The organism is Pseudomonas sp. Lb2C2, from assembly GCF_052112205.1.
Lineage (GTDB): Bacteria > Pseudomonadota > Gammaproteobacteria > Pseudomonadales > Pseudomonadaceae > Aquipseudomonas > Aquipseudomonas kilonensis.
This window is the reverse complement of the sequence record NZ_JAUTYW010000001.1, coordinates 996,871-1,012,187: the sequence shown is the minus strand read 5'-3', so window position 1 is coordinate 1,012,187 and position 15,317 is coordinate 996,871. Positions and strand designations below refer to the sequence as shown.

Here is a 15,317-nt window from a genome sequence, read left to right as displayed (position 1 = left end):
AGGTCGGCATCGCCGCCTGGGGCACCAAGGAACGCACGGACAAAGAAGCGCCATTCCAGGCCCTGCCAGACGCTTGATAGAGGATTGCAACGATGTTCAATGACTTGAGTCGCCTGGGTAAATACCTCGGTCAGGCCGCCCGCCTGATGGTCGGCATGCCCGACTACGACAACTACGTCGAGCACATGCAAACCAAGCACCCGGACAAGCCGATGATGGACTACGAGGCGTTCTTTCGTGAACGCCAGGAGGCCCGTTACGGCGGCAAGGGTGGGCCCAAGTGCTGTTGAACTGAGGTCGATCCCCTTGTGGGAGCGAGCTTGCTCGCGATAGCGGAGTGTCAGTCACGATGATGGCGACTGACCCTACGCCATCGCGAGCAAGCTCGCTCCCACAGTTGTTTTGGGGTGTTCTCAGGATTTGCACACACCACAAATCCCTTGTGGCGAGGGAGCTTGCTCCCGCTGACGTGCGAAGCAGGCCCCGGCGGTTCTTCAGGCTGACCGTATCAGCCGTTTTTGCGACTGCTGCGCAGCCGAGCGGGAGCAAGCTCCCTCGCCACAGGGTAGTTGTCTGGCTTGATTCCGCTGTTGATCACTCCGCCAACAACACCGCCGCATCGAAGCCCACCCGCAGGTTGCCCCAATGACGGCCGCCAAAGAAGAACGGTACGTCGATCTCGGTCATGATTTCCCCGGTATCGCGCAGGTAGGTCTGGAGCAGGAAGCGCTGGACGTTGCCTGCCGCGCGCAGGCCGATCGGGTCGTTGAAGATTCGCTTGTTGCGGCACACCGGCAAATCCACCGCCCGGTCGCCGGTCGGCGGCTTCGAGACCCAGCTGTTGTTCACCGGGCAATAGCCCTTGCTGTCGACAATGAACGAAACCTTGCCACCCGGTGTGCTGCGGGTGAGTTTGTCGCATTCCTCCTGGCAGACCTGGGCAAAACGTTCGGTATAGCTGGCCATGTACTGCTTGGGGTCGGTACCGGAAATCAACTGGTAATTCTGGTCGAACAGGTTCAGGCCTTCGCCTTGCAGCGCCTCCAGGCGAACCTGGAGCGTGTCGCGGCATTCACTGGCGCGGGTGATGGCGGCATCCAGCTTGCCGTGGCCGAGCACGAACCGGCCCAACAGCGCCTGAACCTTTTCGGCCACGCCGGACAGGTCGCGGGTGGCCGTCGCCGAATGCTGCATGCGCTGGTCGATCAATTGGCTGTCGGCGTGGATCTGGGTGACCCGGTCGTTGATCCCCGTGTTGCTGTCGGCGAACTGCTGGATATGGGTCGCGATGTCCGCCAGCTTGCCGTTGGTGGATTCGAAATCGCCGATCATGCTTTCAAAATGGCCGGAGGCGCGTTCCACCACTTTCTGGGTTTCCCGGGCGCTGTGGCTGATTTGCGTGGTCTGCTCGTGGGTGGAGCTGACTTCATCGAGCATGGCGTCGATGTTGCGTGAGATGTCATCGGTGGCCCGGCTGACGTTTTGTGCCAGGGTTCGCACTTCATCGGCCACCACCGCGAAGCCACGGCCGCTTTCGCCAGCCCGGGCGGCTTCGATGGCGGCATTGAGGGCAAGCAGGTTGGTCTGGGCAGAGATCTGCTGGATCAACCCGACGATTGACTTGATGCTTGAGGAACGCTGGTTCAAGGCGCTCACCAGGGTGGCAAACTCACCGAGGCTGCTGGAGATTTCGCTGATGTTGCCGGTCACCTCCAGCAGCTCGGCGTAGGAGTCGCGGGCCATGCTCAGGTTCTGGGCGGTGGTGCTGGAGATGCCCTGGGTCTGGCGCGAGACTTCTTCGATGCGGCCCACGGCGGTGTTGCTCTGGTCCATCACTTCCTTGGCGAAGCGCGCCTGGTGGGTGGCGCTGTCGCTGGAGTCGCTGATGTTCTTCAGCGAACGGGCCGACTCGACAGCGATGTGCACGGTCAGCGCTTGGACGTTGCTGATGATCTCCCGTTGCTTGGCCAGGAAACGGTTGCAGGTGCCGGCCAGTACCCGAATCTCGTCGTGAGTCACCAGCGGCAGGTCCTTGGACAGGTCGCCTTCGCCGTTGGCGATCTCTTCCAGGGCCTTGGTCATGACGGTGACGGGGCGCACGATGAGGTGGCGGAAATACCAGACCATGAAGCTGATCATGGCCAACGTCAGGACCGCGCCAAAGAGCAGGGCATGGGTAAGGCTGTCGAGCCGGCCTTCGATCTGCCCCAGCAATGCGCCGTCCAACTGCGCGTTGCGCAACTGCAGCAGGATCTCGGCGCGGGCACTGAGGGCCACCCAGTACAACAAGCCACTGACCAGCACCAACAGGAAAAGGCTCGACAGCTTTTTGGTGAGGGTATCGAAAAACTGCATCTCGATAGACTCGTACAAGGCCTTTAACGTCTGCATGCCGCTGCTCCTGGGCAAAAAAATCTCTCAATGGAATACATTCGACCGCGAGCGCCAAAGCTTTAGGGGCGGATAGGGCTATTTGATATCACCCTGGAGACTCTGCTGCTCTTCAGCCTGCCTTGGCGATGAGATAGAGATGTCAATACCTGTTGGAGCGAATTAGACGAAAGTCGTACTAGCGCCTTGCCTGACGACTGCTACGGTTTGAAGTGCAAAACAATAAAAACAACACGGGAGGACACCTCCATGTCCACTGAAAAGCAACAGGCTGCGCGTGCCTACTGGACGGAAAACCTACGCTGGATGCTGGTCTTGCTGGCTATCTGGTTCCTGGTGTCGTTCGGCTTCGGCATTTTGCTGGTTGATGCACTCAACACCATCAGTTTCTTCGGTACACCCTTGGGGTTCTGGTTTGCCCAGCAGGGTTCCATCTACGTCTTTGTGCTCGAGATTTTCTTCTATGTCTGGAAGATGAATCAGCTCGATCGCAAATATGACGTCCACGAAGACTGAGGGCGGCGCACATGGACACAAAAACCCTGATTTATCTGGTCGTAGGCGCCTCCTTCGCGTTGTACATCGCGATTGCAATCTGGACGCGTGCCGGTTCCACCAGCGAATACTATGTCGCCAGCAAGGGCGTGCATCCGGTGCTCAACGGCATGGCCACCGGTGCTGACTGGATGTCGGCGGCTTCGTTCATCTCCATGGCCGGGATCATTGCCTTCGCCGGTTACGACGGTTCGGTCTACCTGATGGGCTGGACCGGGGGCTACGTGCTGTTGGCGATGTGCCTGGCGCCGTACCTGCGAAAATTTGGCAAGTTCACCGTACCCGAGTTCGTCGGGGCTCGTTATTACTCGCAGACGGCGCGGGTGGTGGCAGTGATCTGCGTGATTTTCATTTCCTTCACCTATGTGGCGGGACAGATGCGCGGCGTCGGGATCGTCTTTTCCCGTTACCTGGAAGTGGATATCAACGTCGGTGTCATGATCGGCATGGCCATCGTATTCTTTTATTCGGTGTTGGGCGGCATGAAGGGCATCACCTACACCCAGGTGGCGCAGTATTGCGTGATGATTTTCGCCTACATGGTGCCGGCGATTTTCATCTCGATAATGATCACCGGCAACCCAATACCGCAACTGGGCTTTATCAGCGAAGTGGGCGGTTCGGGGCAGAGCGTGATCGAGCGGCTCAACGGCCTGGGTGCCGAGTTGGGCTTCAGCGCCTATACCGATGGCACCAAGTCGACCATGGACGTGTTCTTCATCACCATGGCGCTGATGGTCGGTACTGCAGGCCTGCCCCATGTGATCGTGCGTTTCTTTACCACGCCGACCGTTCGGGATGCACGCAAGTCAGCAGGCTACGCATTGCTGTTCATCGCCATTCTCTACACCACCGCGCCGGCCGTGGCGGCCTTCGCACGTACCAATCTGCTGACCTCCATTCCCAACGTCAGTTATGCCACCGCGCCAGCCTGGTTCAAAGCCTGGGAAAATTCCGGACTGATTGCGTGGGCGGACAAGAACAACGACGGCATTATCCAATACAGCCCGGGTGCGGCCCTGGTCGGGGCGCCGAGTTTTACGGGTGAGCGCGGGGCGCATGAGCAGCGATTGCTCAAGAACCAGCTCTCGCCAGTGGCCAACGAACTCTACGTCGATAACGACATCATGGTGTTGGCCAACCCCGAAATTGCCGGCCTGCCGGGCTGGGTGATCGCATTGATCGCTGCCGGTGGCCTGGCGGCGGCGCTTTCGACGGCGGCGGGGCTGTTGCTGGTGATCTCTACCTCGATCTCCCATGATTTGCTCAAGAGCAACATCATGCCCGGGATCAACGAGAAGCAGGAATTGCTCGCTGCACGTATCGCCGCCGGCGTGGCGGTATTGATTGCCGGTTTGTTCGGCATCTATCCACCCGCATTCGTCGCCCAGGTGGTTGCGTTCGCCTTCGGGTTGGCGGCGTCTTCCTTCTTTCCGGTCATTGTCATGGGGATCTTCTCCAAACGCATGAACCGCGAAGGCGCGATCGCCGGGATGATTGTCGGGCTGACCTTCACGTTCACCTACATCGTCTACTTCAAGTTCATCAACCCGACGATGAACACGGCTGAACATTGGTGGCTGGGTGTTTCCCCTGAAGGCATCGGCACGTTGGGGATGCTCTTCAACTTCCTGGCCGCGGTGGTGGTGTCACGCTTTACCGCGCCGCCACCGGAGCACATCCAGCACCTGGTCGAAGACATTCGCGTACCGAGAGGAGCCGGTGCTGCCATCGATCACTGACCACTGATCATCCCAAGACTGGGTGAGGAAAACAAACAAGGGCGCCGGACTAATCATCCGGCGCCCTTGTTTGCGCGCAGAGTCAAGCGGGGAGATGTTAGAAAGATTTACTGGGAATCATTCTCAAAGTATATTCTCTCTCATTCCCAACCCTCTGTGAGTGCGCGTCTTGAATCGTTCCACCCCTCTCGCTAATCGCAACGTCTTCATCAAGTGTGTATTGCCGACGTTGTCTTACTGCTTCATCGCAAGCCCGGTGTGGGCGCAGGCAGCTGTCGAACTGCCGGCCACGGATATCCAGGGCAGTCGTGTCACTCAGGACGAGGGCTACACGACGTCGCAAGCCAGCACGGCGAGCAAGAGCGATGTACCGATCAAGGAAGAGGCGCAATCGATCAACGTGGTGACCCAGCAGACCCTGGCGGACTATCAGGTGCGCTCGCTGAACGACGCGATGAAGTTCGTCAGCGGCGTCAGCCAGGGCAACACGTTGGGCGGCTCGCGGGACTCGCTGGTCAAGCGCGGGTTTGGCACCAACGACGACGGCTCGATCCTGCGCGACGGCGTGCGTTCGAACCTGGGGCACAACTTCAGCGCTACTACCGAGCGCGTCGAAGTGCTCAAGGGCCCGGCCTCGATGCTGTACGGCGCGCTGGAGCCCGGCGGCCTGGTCAACGTCATCAGCAAGAAGCCCGAGTACACCCAGAGCACCACGCTGAGCGGCTCGGCCTACAGCGAAGGCGGCGGCACCATGGCCCTGGACACCACCGGGCCGCTGGGCGATACCGGCCTGGCTTATCGCCTGATCGCCGAGCGCGGGCATGAAGACTACTGGCGCAACTATGGGGTCAATGAGAGCACGCTGGTGGCGCCGTCGTTGGCTTGGACGGGGGAACGGGCTTCGTTGAACCTGAGTTATGAATACAACGAATATTCCAATCCATTTGATCGTGGGACGGTGTTCAGAAATGGGCATCCAGCTGACATCGATTATGACAAGCGCCTGGATGAGCCTTGGGCCAAAAGCGTCGGTATTCGCGAAACGGCGACGGCACGGTTTGAATATGAGCTGAGCGAGGCGTGGAAGACGCGGGTCACCTATGGTTGGAACAATGATAGGTACAGTCTTTCGATTGCGCAGCCCGATACCTTGACGGGAAATCAATTGAGTAGGAAGTCCAACGGCGCTCATTACGATGACGAAACTCGTTATGCCAGTTGGGATTTCATGGGCAAGCAGGAGCTGTTCGGTCAGCGCCATGATCTGCTGGTTGGTATCGATAATCAGGTGTCAGACCAGTTTCGTGGCAAGACTTACCGTGGGGACGCAGAAGGAGGCTTCGACATCACCGCACCGGTTTATGGCGGCCTGGCTGAACCCAGTAAGCTGAATGCAAAACAAAGCAACTTGAGTAACAAGCTGACCTCCAGCTCGGTGTACCTGAAGGACAACTGGCATCTGGATGATCGCTGGATCCTGGTCTTCGGGGGGCGCTACCAGCATTACGATCAATATGCCAACCAAGGCATGATCACGCGGGTCAATGTTCGCGACGACAATGGCGACGCCTTCGTTCCGTTCCTGGGGCTGGTCTATAAAGCCACCGAGACCCTGTCGCTGTACGGCAACTATAGCCGGTCGTTCAAGCCTAATGATGTGGTCGACAAGAATAGTCGTACCTTCCAACCAGAGGAGGGTCGCAGCTACGAAATCGGCGCCAAGTACGATCCGCTGCCGGGATTGAACATCAACCTCGCTTTGTTCGACATCGTCAAAAAGAACGTAGTCACCACCGTTGACGAAGTCTCGGAAGCCGCCGGCAAAGTCGGCTCCCAAGGCCTGGAACTCGACATCACCGGCCGACTCGCCGACCGCTGGGACCTGATCGGCACCTACGCCTACACCCACACGGAAATCCTCGACGATCCGGATGACGAAGGCCATCGCCTGGCCGACGCCCCCAAACACACCGCCAGCCTGTACCTGAGCCACCACCTGAACGTCCCGGCCGAATTCGGTGCCTGGCACGCCGGCGCAGGCGCCCGCTACGTCGGCGAACGCGCCGCCAACAACGCCAACGATTTCTGGCTGAGCAGCTACACCGTCGCCGACGCCTTCCTGCGTTGGGAGTCGCCGGTACTGGGGCACAAGACTTCGCTGCAACTGAACGTCGACAACCTGTTCGACAAGCAGTACTACCCGTCCTCCACGGGTAGCGAGTGGCAGGTAAGCGTCGGCGAGCCGCGTACCGCCAAGCTGAGCGCCAGCGTGACGTTCTGATTCGGCTGCGCTGAAACACAAAATGCCCGGGACCTGCGTTCCGGGCTTTTTTTTGTACGGCAGGCAGTCAGCGGCTAAGCTGCCGTGCTGCCAACGGGAGTCTGCGTGGCGCCGTATTTAACGCCCGCCCTGAGAGCATGACGAAGCTTCAGCGCCGGTCGCTCGACCCCGTAGTACGAAATGCCACTCAACGCGAACGACAGCACCAGCACTGCCGTGATGATCGAGACGCTGTACTCCACCGGCCAGAAGGCCCGCAACACGTAAATCACCACAAAGTGGTTGAGGAACACGCCGTAGCTGATATTGCCCAGGAACTCATCCAGTCGGTGATGCTTCAGCCTGCTGAGCACAAACACCGCCGGCAGGCCCAGGGCAATGCCCAGGGTCACTTCGGCGTTGAACGGCCGGCGCGGAATGATTCCCACGACAATGGCGAGAAACATCAATGCTGCAATGAGCACGGTAACGAACGCGATCCACAGCCCCTTGGCCTGGGCCCGATACAGGTAGCTGCCGCAGAGGAAAATGAACAGCACACCCGGCAGTAGCCGGTAGCCGTAGATGTCGGTGTCGAGGTAGCCCAGCGAAGCGCCCAAGAACACCGTCACGGACAGCGCAAAGGCGATTCCCCGTGTCTTGTAGAGGATCAGGAACGGGATCAGCAGGTAAAAGCACATTTCCAGGCCCAGGGACCAGGCGGGTGGCAGGATCTCGGGCACGGTGATGCCGAACATGTAGAAGCCCAACGGTACGATTGGCAGGCTGGTGACGATGTTTTCGAGGGTCAGGGCGGTTGCCTGGGGCGTTCCCGGCAGAAGGAAATGGATCACCGCGCAGGCCATGACGAAGTACACAAGGAACTGTGGGTACAACCTCAGCAGTCGATCCACGTAGAACAGGCCGATTTGGCCCGGGGTGTTGTAGGTCCTCTCGATCAGCGAGGTCATTACGAAACCGCTGATGATCAGAAAGGACACCACGGCAACGACACCGGGGTTAAACCCCATGAACGTCACGCCCATATGAGAAACCGCCACGAGCATGGCCAGCAGCAACCGATAAACCCCCACGCGCATCATCCTTAATCAGAGTCGATCCGTTTGCGCGGTACGTTATGTGGCTTTACGAGCCGTTAATAGCGCTTTGCGGAGCTGCGGCGGGGTAGTGGGGTCAATTGTCACATTTGACACATATGTTTCAGTTTGATGGCCATCGCGAGCAGGCTCGCTCCCACAAAGGGGGGCATATACCGCAGGTCCCATTGTGGGAGCGAGCCTGCTCGCGATGGCGATGGAACGGATCACCGAAACGCCGGCACCACCTGCTGGATGAACAGCTCCAGGGATTTTTTCTTTTCGGCATGGGGCAGGCTGTTGTCGCACCAGAAGCTGAACTCATCCACCCCCAGTTCCTGGTAGTACTTGATCCGCTCGATGATTTCCTGCGGGGTGCCGATCATGGTGTTCTTGCGGATGTTCTCCAGTTGGAACTCCGGGCGCTCGGCGAACTTTTCTTCCGGGCTTGGCGCCAGGAAACCGTTGACCGGCACTTGCTTGTTGCCGAACCAGGCATCGAAGGTGCGATAGAACTTCGAGATCGCCTGGGCGCCGACCTTCCAGCCTTCGAGATCATCCACCGCATGCACGTGGGTGTGGCGCAGCACCATCAATTGCGGGCGCGGCACGTCGGGGTTGTTGTCCAGGGCGGCTTGGAACTTGTTCTTCAGGTCCAGGACTTCCTCATCGCCCTTCATCAACGGCGTGACCATCACGTTGCAGCCGTTGGCGACGGCGAAGTTGTGGGAGTCCGGGTCGCGGGCGGCGATCCACATCGGCGGGTGAGGCTTGCGGATTGGCTTGGGCACGCAGGTGGAAGTGGGGAATTTCCATATCTCGCCATCATGGGCGTAGTCGCCTTGCCACAGGGCGCGGACCACCGGGACCATTTCCCGCAGGGCCTGGCCGCCGGAGGAAGCCGGCATGCCGCCGGCCATGCGGTCGAACTCCACCTGGTAGGCGCCCCGGGCCAGGCCGACTTCCATGCGGCCATTGCTGATCACGTCCAGCAGCGCGCATTCGCCGGCCACCCGCAGCGGGTGCCAGAACGGCGCGATGATGGTACCGGCACCCAGGTGGATGGTGGTGGTCTTACCGGCCAGGTACGCCAGCAGTGGCATCGGGCTTGGCGAGATGGTGTATTCCATGGCGTGGTGTTCGCCGATCCACACGGTGCTGAAACCGCCGGCCTCGGCCAACAGGGTCAGCTCGCTCAGGTCTTCGAACAACTGGCGATGGCTGACGCTTTCGTCCCAGCGCTCCATGTGTACGAACAGGGAAAATTTCATGGCGCTATCTCTTGTAGTTGACGATCGGTTCAGGCGAGGACGGGCAGGGCGCCCATCTTGCCGTGGCAATAAACCAGCGGCCCCGATGTGTGCTGCGGGACGATCAGGTTCTTCACGGCGCCGACCATGATGGCGTGGTCGCCGCCTTCGTATTCGCGCCACAGTTCGCATTCGATGATGGCCGTGGCGTTGCTCAGCAGCGGATTACCCAGTTCGCTCAAGGTCCATTCGATGCCCTGGGCCTTGTCCTTGCCTTTGCGGGCGAAGGCATAGGCTTCGTTCTGTTGGCCGCCGGAGAGCAGGTGGATGGCGAAGCGCTTGTTCTTGATCAGCACCGGATAGGAGTCGGAGCTGTAGTTGGGGCAGAACAGCACCAGGGCAGGTTCCATCGACAATGAGCTGAAGGCACTGGCGGTAAGGCCGACGACCTGGCCGTCGTCATCGAGGGTGGTGATCACGGTCACGCCGGACGGGAACGAGCCCATGACTTTTTTGTAGACGCTGGCATCGATCATCGGACGATCCTCGGGTTTTGTCGGTTGTGGGCGCGCAATGTTCATCAGTGGGCACCTGCGGCCTTGTTCAGGTCGCTCTCGGCCCATTGGGTGTAGACGCAGGCGTCGGCGGTGGCCCAGCGCACACGCACCGGGTCGCCGGCCTTGAGTGGCATGCCGGCGGCGGACAGCGCCTTGACCGTCATGGCCGTGCCGCCGGACGTCACTACGCTGCAGGTCTGGCTTTCACCCAGGAACAGCACTTCGACGACCTTGGCCGAGACCTCATTCCAACCGGCTGCCAAGGGTTCCTGGGCGGCTTGTTCGACGCTCAAGGCGAGGGCTTTTTCCGGGCGCACCATCAGCAGCACGTCCTGGTCCGTTTGCAGGCCGACGGTCAGGCGAATCGACAGCGACTGGCCTTCGAAGGTCGCCACCGCGTTGCCCTGGGCCTTGAGCTTGAGGAAGTTGGAGTTGCCCAGGAACGAGGCCACGAACGCGTTCGGCGGATTCTGGTAGAGGTCATAGCCGCTGCCCAGGCCGACGATCTTGCCGTGGCTGAAAATGGCGATGCGCTGGGACAGGCGCATGGCTTCTTCCTGGTCATGGGTGACGTAGACGATGGTGATGCCCAGGCGTCGATGCAATTGGCGCAGTTCATCCTGCAAGTCTTCCCGGAGCTTTTTGTCCAGGGCCCCGAGCGGTTCATCCATGAGCAGAATGCGCGGTTCATAGACCAGCGCCCGGGCAATCGCCACGCGCTGCTGCTGGCCGCCGGACAGTTGCGAAGGGCGGCGATGGGCGAACTCTCCCAGTTGCACCAGTTTGAGCATGGCGTCGACCCGACGTTCGCGCTCGGCACTGGCCAGTTTGCGAATCGCCAGGGGAAAGGCAATGTTGTCGCGCACCGACAGATGGGGGAACAACGAGTAGCGCTGGAACACCATGCCGATGTCGCGTTTGTGCGGCGGTACATTGACCAGGGATTTTCCGCCTACCAGGATCTCGCCGCTGCTGGGGGTTTCAAACCCGGCCAGCATCGACAGCGTGGTGCTCTTGCCCGAGCCGCTGGAGCCGAGGAAGGTCAGGAATTCGCCGTCCTGGATCTCCAGGGAAATGTCGTCCACGGCGGCGAAGTCGCCGTAGTGCTTGTTCAGGTTGCGCAGGCTGACCAGGGTCTTGTTGTTCTGTTGTGCGGGGTCTTTGACGGCACTCATCGTGTTCTCCTAGGCGCTCAGGCGCTGATTTCATTGCGCCGGCGCAGGGCGGCGGCGATCACCATTACCAGGATCGAGAGGCCGATCAGCAGCGTCGAAGCGACGGCGATCACAGGCGTCAGGTCCTGGCGCAGGGTGGTCCACATCTTGACGGGCAAGGTTTGCAGGGTCGGGCTGGCCATCATCACGCTCAGCACCACCTCGTCCCACGACACCAGAAACGCGAACAGGGCGCCGGCGACCATGCCTGGACGAATGGCTGGAAAGGTCACCTTGAACACCGCTTGCAGGCGTGAGGCGCCGCAGATGACCGCTGCGTCCTCGATGGACTGGTCGAACAGCTTGAGCGAGTTGATGATCGAGATGATGGTGAACGGCAGTGCGACGATGACGTGGCTGACCACGAACGCGAACATCGTCCCGGTGTAGCCCAGCTTGAGGAACAGCGCATACACCGCCACGGCGATGATCACCAGTGGCACGATCATCGGCAGGGTGAACAGGCCGTAGAGCATTTCCCGGCCCGGGAAGCGTCCACGTACCAGGGCAAACGCGGTTGGCAGGCCCAGCGCCACGGCGCAGACGGTGGTCAGCACCGCGACCTTGAGGCTGGTCAGTGCCGCGTTCATCCAGTCGGGGTTGGAAAAGAACTGGCCGTACCATTTGAGCGTCCAGCCCGGTGGCGGGAAGACCAGCCATTGGGACGAACCGAACGACAGCAGTACGATGAACACGATCGGCAGCAGCAGGAACAGCGCGATCAGGCCGGTGGTGAAATACAGGCCGAACCGCATGCGCCGGCTCATGGCATTGGGAGTCAGGAGCATGACGGCTTACCTCGCGTTGCTGGCACCCACCGGGGATTCCGGCTGGAGCTTCAGGTAGAAGTAGAACAACACCAGGGTGATCGCCACCAACAAGGCGGCGCCGGCGCTGGCCAGGCCCCAATTGAGGAACGACTGCACCTGCTGGATGATGAATTCAGGCAACATCATGTTCTGCGCGCCGCCCAGCAGTGCCGGGGTCACGTAGTAACCGAGGGACATCACGAACACCATCAGCCCACCGGAGAACAGTCCCGGCCGGCACAGCGGCAGGAACACCCGGAAGAAGTTGGTCCAGGGACTGGCACCGCAAATCGAACCGGCCTGCAGGATCATCGGGTCGATGGCCTGCATGGTCGCCTGCAGCGGCAGGACGATGAACGGGATCATGATGTAGCTCATGCCGATCACCACGCCGGTGAGGTTGTGCACCATCTCCAGCGGCTGATCGATGATGCCCAGCGCCATCAACGCCTTGTTCACCACCCCGGAGGCTTGCAGCAGCACCAGCCAGGAGTAGGTGCGGGCCAGCAGGCTGGTCCACATCGACAGCAGTACGATATTCAGCATCCAGCGCCCCCAGCCACGGGGCACCAGGGTGATGGCCCAGGCCAGGGGGAAACCTAGCAGCAGGCTGAACAGCGTCACCAGCCCGGCCACCGAAAAGGTGTTGAACAACACCCGGGCGTAGGCTGAGTTGGCGAACAGTTGCTCGTAGTTGCCCAACCCGGGCACGGGCTCCAGTACGCCGCGCAGCAGCAGGCCGATCAGCGGCGCCAGGAAGAACAGGCCGAGGAACAGCAGGGCGGGGAGCAGGTTGCCGGCCCCGCGCCAGCGCTGTGCCAGCGACGGGGTTTGCGTCGCCGCCTTGGCCGGTACCGCACCGGCAGCGCCAATGGCGCTCCCAGTGCGAGGGGTTGCCGTTGCCGACATTTTTATTTGACCAGCCATTCGTTCCACCGTGTCGCGATGTCCTGACCGTTCTTGGCCCAGTACGCGAAATCAAGCGTGATCTGATCCTTGGCGTAGGCGGTCGGCAGGTTGGGGGCGAGCACCGAATCCAGGCGTGCAACGCTGTCGACGTTGACCGGGGCATAGGCGGTCAGGTTGGAAAAGTCGGCCTGGCCCTTGGCGCTGCTGGCATTGGCCAGGAACTTCATGGCCGCGGCCTTGTTTTTCGAACCCTTTGGAATGACCAGGATGTCGGCCATGACCAGGTTCTGCTTCCAGCTTACGCCGACGGGCGCGCCGTCCTGTTGCAAGGCATAGATACGACCGTTCCAGAATTGTCCGATGCTGGCTTCGCCGGACGCGAGCAATTGCTGGGACTGGGCGCCGCCGCCCCACCAGACGATGTCTTTCTTGATGGTGTCGAGTTTCTTGAAGGCGCGGTCCAGGTCCAGCGGGTAGAGCTTGTCCGCTGCTACGCCGTCGGCCAGCAGGGCCAGCTCAAGCACGCCGGGGCTTGGCCATTTGTACAGGGCCCGTTTGCCGGGATAAGTTTTGGTGTCGAACAGGGCGGTCCAGTCCTGGGGCTTGCCGGAACCGAGCTTGCCTTCGTTGTAGCCGAGGACGAACGAGAAGTAGAACGAACCAACACCGTGATCGGAGACGAAGCGCGGGTCGATCTTGTCGCGCTGGATGACCGAGAAGTCGAGGGGTTCGAGCAGGCCTTCAGCGGCGGCGCGCAGGGCGAAGTCTGCTTCGACGTCGACCACGTCCCACTGCACGTTACCGCTTTCGACCATGGCCTTGAGCTTGCCGTAGTCGGTGGGGCCATCCTGGACCACGGTGATGCCGCTGGCCTTGCTGAACGGGTCGGCCCAGGCCTGTTTCTGCGCGTCCTGGGTGCTGCCGCCCCAACTGACGAAGTTGACGCTTTCAGCGGCCATCGTCGCCTGGCTGGTGACACTCAGCAGGCCGGCAAAAAGAATTGCGGCTGCACTTTTCTTCAACACCATTTTCACGCCCTCATTGTTGTGTTTTTGAGCGGGCTTTTGTCGCCCGCCTATCGGGAGCAGTAGGTCCATCTGGCCTTAAAGGCGACCGTGCCAAGGGCTCTTGTTTGTACTTTCCCTTTCGGGGGCACTTGGCTGAAGTGTTCGGTCTATGGAATATCATATTATGGTATTCCAAACTTTCTGCAAGCATTTTGCCGTACCGGCTATCTGTCTGGGGCGAACTTTTCCCTGTTATTCCGGGGGCGAACCCTGTGGGAGCGAGCTTGCTCGCGATAGCGGTGTGTCAGTCAACATTTAGGTTGGCAGGTCCATTGCTATCGCGAGCAAGCTCGCTCCCGCAGGGGATTTGGGTGTTGCCTAGGGTTTATCCGGTGAAGGGAATGCTCTCCACTACCTCCAAGTCATACCCCGTCAACCCCGCGTACTTGAGCGGTGGTCCCAGGTGGCGCAATTTGCCGACGCCCAGGTCCTGCAGAATCTGTGCCCCGGTGCCTACTTCAGAATAGATGCGCGATTGCGACCGGCTGAATTGTCGTGGCGGCTGGGTCAGTTGCGGCACACGCTCGAGCAGCGCCTGGGAAGATTCGTGGTTGGCCAGCACGACCACCACGCCGCGACCTTCTTCGGCCACCCGTTGCAGGGCCGCCCACAGCGTCCAATTGGAAGGGCCGTTGTATTCGGCGCCAACCAGGTCCCGCAGCGGGTCGATCACATGCACCCGCACCAGCGTCGGTTCATCCCGGCGAATGTCGCCCATCACCATCGCCATGTGCACGCCGCCTTCGATGCGGTCTTCGAAGGTGAACAAGCGGAAGGTGCCATGCACTGTAGGCAGTTCCCGCTCACCAATGCGCACCACGGTGTGCTCGGTGCTCAAGCGGTAGTGGATCAGGTCGGCGATGGTGCCGATTTTGATCCCGTGCTTGCGGGCGAAAATCTCCAGGTCCGGCCGGCGGGCCATGGTGCCGTCATCGTTCATCACTTCGACGATCACCGACGCCGGCGTGAAACCCGCCAGGCGCGCCAGGTCGCAACCGGCTTCGGTGTGCCCGGCGCGGGTCAATACACCGCCTTCCTTGGCCCGCAGCGGGAAGATATGCCCCGGCTGCACGATGTCGCTGGGCCCCGCATCGACGGCCACGGCGGCGGCGACAGTGCGTGCCCGGTCGGCGGCGGAAATCCCGGTGGTCACGCCTGTGGCGGCCTCGATGGACACGGTAAACGCAGTGCTGAAGACACTGCCGTTGCTCGGCACCATCTGCTCAAGGCCCAGGCGCTGGCAGTGTTCGTCGGTCAGGGTCAGGCAAATCAACCCGCGCGCTTCGCGAGCCATGAAGCTGATGGCCTGGGCGTTGCAACAGTCGGCGGCCAGCAGCAGGTCGCCTTCGTTTTCCCGATCTTCGTCATCCACCAGCAACACCATCTTGCCCAGGCGGTAGTCTTCGATGATTTCCTGAATGCTGTTAAAGGCCATGTCGGGCTCTCTTTGTTCTGATGGGGCTTGC

The 15,317-nt window shown here is 60.6% G+C and carries 13 protein-coding genes; 4 read left to right on the top strand and 9 right to left on the bottom strand.

Annotated elements, in window-relative coordinates:
- The first annotated feature begins 92 nt into the window (after positions 1-92).
- Positions 93-290 carry a YbdD/YjiX family protein gene (locus tag Q7F16_RS04320; protein WP_003182142.1) on the top strand — a complete coding sequence of 66 codons (198 nt, stop codon included), beginning with the start codon at positions 93-95 and terminating at the stop codon, positions 288-290.
- Positions 291-594: 304 nt separating this feature from the next.
- Here the strand turns inward: Q7F16_RS04320 and Q7F16_RS04315 are convergent, their stop codons facing one another.
- Positions 595-2,391: a methyl-accepting chemotaxis protein gene (locus Q7F16_RS04315; protein ID WP_079301300.1), complete on the bottom strand. Its 1,797-nt coding sequence runs from the start codon at positions 2,389-2,391 to the stop codon at positions 595-597.
- Between the two features lie 249 nt (positions 2,392-2,640).
- Here Q7F16_RS04315 and Q7F16_RS04310 point away from each other — a divergent pair, with 249 nt between their 5' ends.
- The 3 genes from Q7F16_RS04310 to Q7F16_RS04300 all read left to right on the top strand — a co-directional run bounded on the left by Q7F16_RS04310 (position 2,641) and on the right by Q7F16_RS04300 (position 6,969).
- On the top strand, positions 2,641-2,907 hold the full coding sequence (locus Q7F16_RS04310) for a DUF4212 domain-containing protein (protein ID WP_014338067.1): 267 nt from the start codon (positions 2,641-2,643) through the stop codon (positions 2,905-2,907).
- An 11-nt stretch (positions 2,908-2,918) separates the two neighbouring features.
- Positions 2,919-4,688 carry a sodium:solute symporter family protein gene (locus Q7F16_RS04305; RefSeq protein WP_046065766.1) on the top strand — a complete coding sequence of 590 codons (1,770 nt, stop codon included), beginning with the start codon at positions 2,919-2,921 and terminating at the stop codon, positions 4,686-4,688.
- Between the two features lie 169 nt (positions 4,689-4,857).
- Positions 4,858-6,969: a TonB-dependent siderophore receptor gene (locus Q7F16_RS04300; protein ID WP_409557381.1), complete on the top strand. Its 2,112-nt coding sequence runs from the start codon at positions 4,858-4,860 to the stop codon at positions 6,967-6,969.
- 74 nt (positions 6,970-7,043) lie between these two features.
- Here Q7F16_RS04300 and Q7F16_RS04295 read toward each other — a convergent pair whose 3' ends face one another.
- The 8 genes from Q7F16_RS04295 to ribBA form a co-directional block, all read right to left on the bottom strand.
- Positions 7,044-8,051: an acyltransferase family protein gene (locus Q7F16_RS04295; protein WP_200899385.1), complete on the bottom strand. Its 1,008-nt coding sequence runs from the start codon at positions 8,049-8,051 to the stop codon at positions 7,044-7,046.
- Between the two features lie 221 nt (positions 8,052-8,272).
- Positions 8,273-9,316, bottom strand: a complete 1,044-nt coding sequence (locus tag Q7F16_RS04290; RefSeq protein WP_409557382.1) for an LLM class flavin-dependent oxidoreductase — start codon at positions 9,314-9,316, stop codon at positions 8,273-8,275.
- A gap of 29 nt (positions 9,317-9,345) precedes the next feature.
- Positions 9,346-9,831 carry a flavin reductase family protein gene (locus tag Q7F16_RS04285; protein ID WP_046065788.1) on the bottom strand — a complete coding sequence of 162 codons (486 nt, stop codon included), beginning with the start codon at positions 9,829-9,831 and terminating at the stop codon, positions 9,346-9,348.
- 44 nt (positions 9,832-9,875) lie between these two features.
- Positions 9,876-11,027, bottom strand: a complete 1,152-nt coding sequence (locus tag Q7F16_RS04280) for an ABC transporter ATP-binding protein (protein WP_409557383.1) — start codon at positions 11,025-11,027, stop codon at positions 9,876-9,878.
- Positions 11,028-11,044: 17 nt separating this feature from the next.
- Positions 11,045-11,854: an ABC transporter permease gene (locus Q7F16_RS04275; RefSeq protein ID WP_014338071.1), complete on the bottom strand. Its 810-nt coding sequence runs from the start codon at positions 11,852-11,854 to the stop codon at positions 11,045-11,047.
- Positions 11,855-11,860: 6 nt separating this feature from the next.
- Positions 11,861-12,802, bottom strand: a complete 942-nt coding sequence (locus Q7F16_RS04270; protein WP_176167036.1) for an ABC transporter permease — start codon at positions 12,800-12,802, stop codon at positions 11,861-11,863.
- On the bottom strand, positions 12,787-13,812 hold the full coding sequence (locus Q7F16_RS04265) for an ABC transporter substrate-binding protein (RefSeq protein ID WP_013693317.1): 1,026 nt from the start codon (positions 13,810-13,812) through the stop codon (positions 12,787-12,789). Before Q7F16_RS04265 ends, Q7F16_RS04270 begins: the two co-directional genes overlap by 16 nt.
- Positions 13,813-14,176: 364 nt before the next feature.
- A complete protein-coding gene (gene ribBA, locus Q7F16_RS04260; RefSeq protein ID WP_014338073.1) occupies positions 14,177-15,286 on the bottom strand; it encodes a bifunctional 3,4-dihydroxy-2-butanone-4-phosphate synthase/GTP cyclohydrolase II in 1,110 nt (369 codons plus the stop codon).
- Positions 15,287-15,317 lie beyond the last annotated feature (31 nt).

Coding starts and splice junctions, on each gene's coding strand:
- Q7F16_RS04295 (WP_200899385.1), bottom strand. CDS start 8,051: ATGATGCGCGTGGGGGTTTATCGGTTGCTGCTGGCCATGCTCGTGGCG.
- Q7F16_RS04285 (WP_046065788.1), bottom strand. CDS start 9,831: ATGATCGATGCCAGCGTCTACAAAAAAGTCATGGGCTCGTTCCCGTCC.
- Q7F16_RS04290 (WP_409557382.1), bottom strand. CDS start 9,316: ATGAAATTTTCCCTGTTCGTACACATGGAGCGCTGGGACGAAAGCGTC.
- Q7F16_RS04310 (WP_014338067.1), top strand. CDS start 2,641: ATGTCCACTGAAAAGCAACAGGCTGCGCGTGCCTACTGGACGGAAAAC.
- Q7F16_RS04305 (WP_046065766.1), top strand. CDS start 2,919: ATGGACACAAAAACCCTGATTTATCTGGTCGTAGGCGCCTCCTTCGCG.
- Q7F16_RS04275 (WP_014338071.1), bottom strand. CDS start 11,854: ATGCTCCTGACTCCCAATGCCATGAGCCGGCGCATGCGGTTCGGCCTG.
- ribBA (WP_014338073.1), bottom strand. CDS start 15,286: ATGGCCTTTAACAGCATTCAGGAAATCATCGAAGACTACCGCCTGGGC.
- Q7F16_RS04265 (WP_013693317.1), bottom strand. CDS start 13,812: ATGGTGTTGAAGAAAAGTGCAGCCGCAATTCTTTTTGCCGGCCTGCTG.
- Q7F16_RS04315 (WP_079301300.1), bottom strand. CDS start 2,391: ATGCAGACGTTAAAGGCCTTGTACGAGTCTATCGAGATGCAGTTTTTC.
- Q7F16_RS04320 (WP_003182142.1), top strand. CDS start 93: ATGTTCAATGACTTGAGTCGCCTGGGTAAATACCTCGGTCAGGCCGCC.
- Q7F16_RS04280 (WP_409557383.1), bottom strand. CDS start 11,027: ATGAGTGCCGTCAAAGACCCCGCACAACAGAACAACAAGACCCTGGTC.
- Q7F16_RS04270 (WP_176167036.1), bottom strand. CDS start 12,802: ATGGCTGGTCAAATAAAAATGTCGGCAACGGCAACCCCTCGCACTGGG.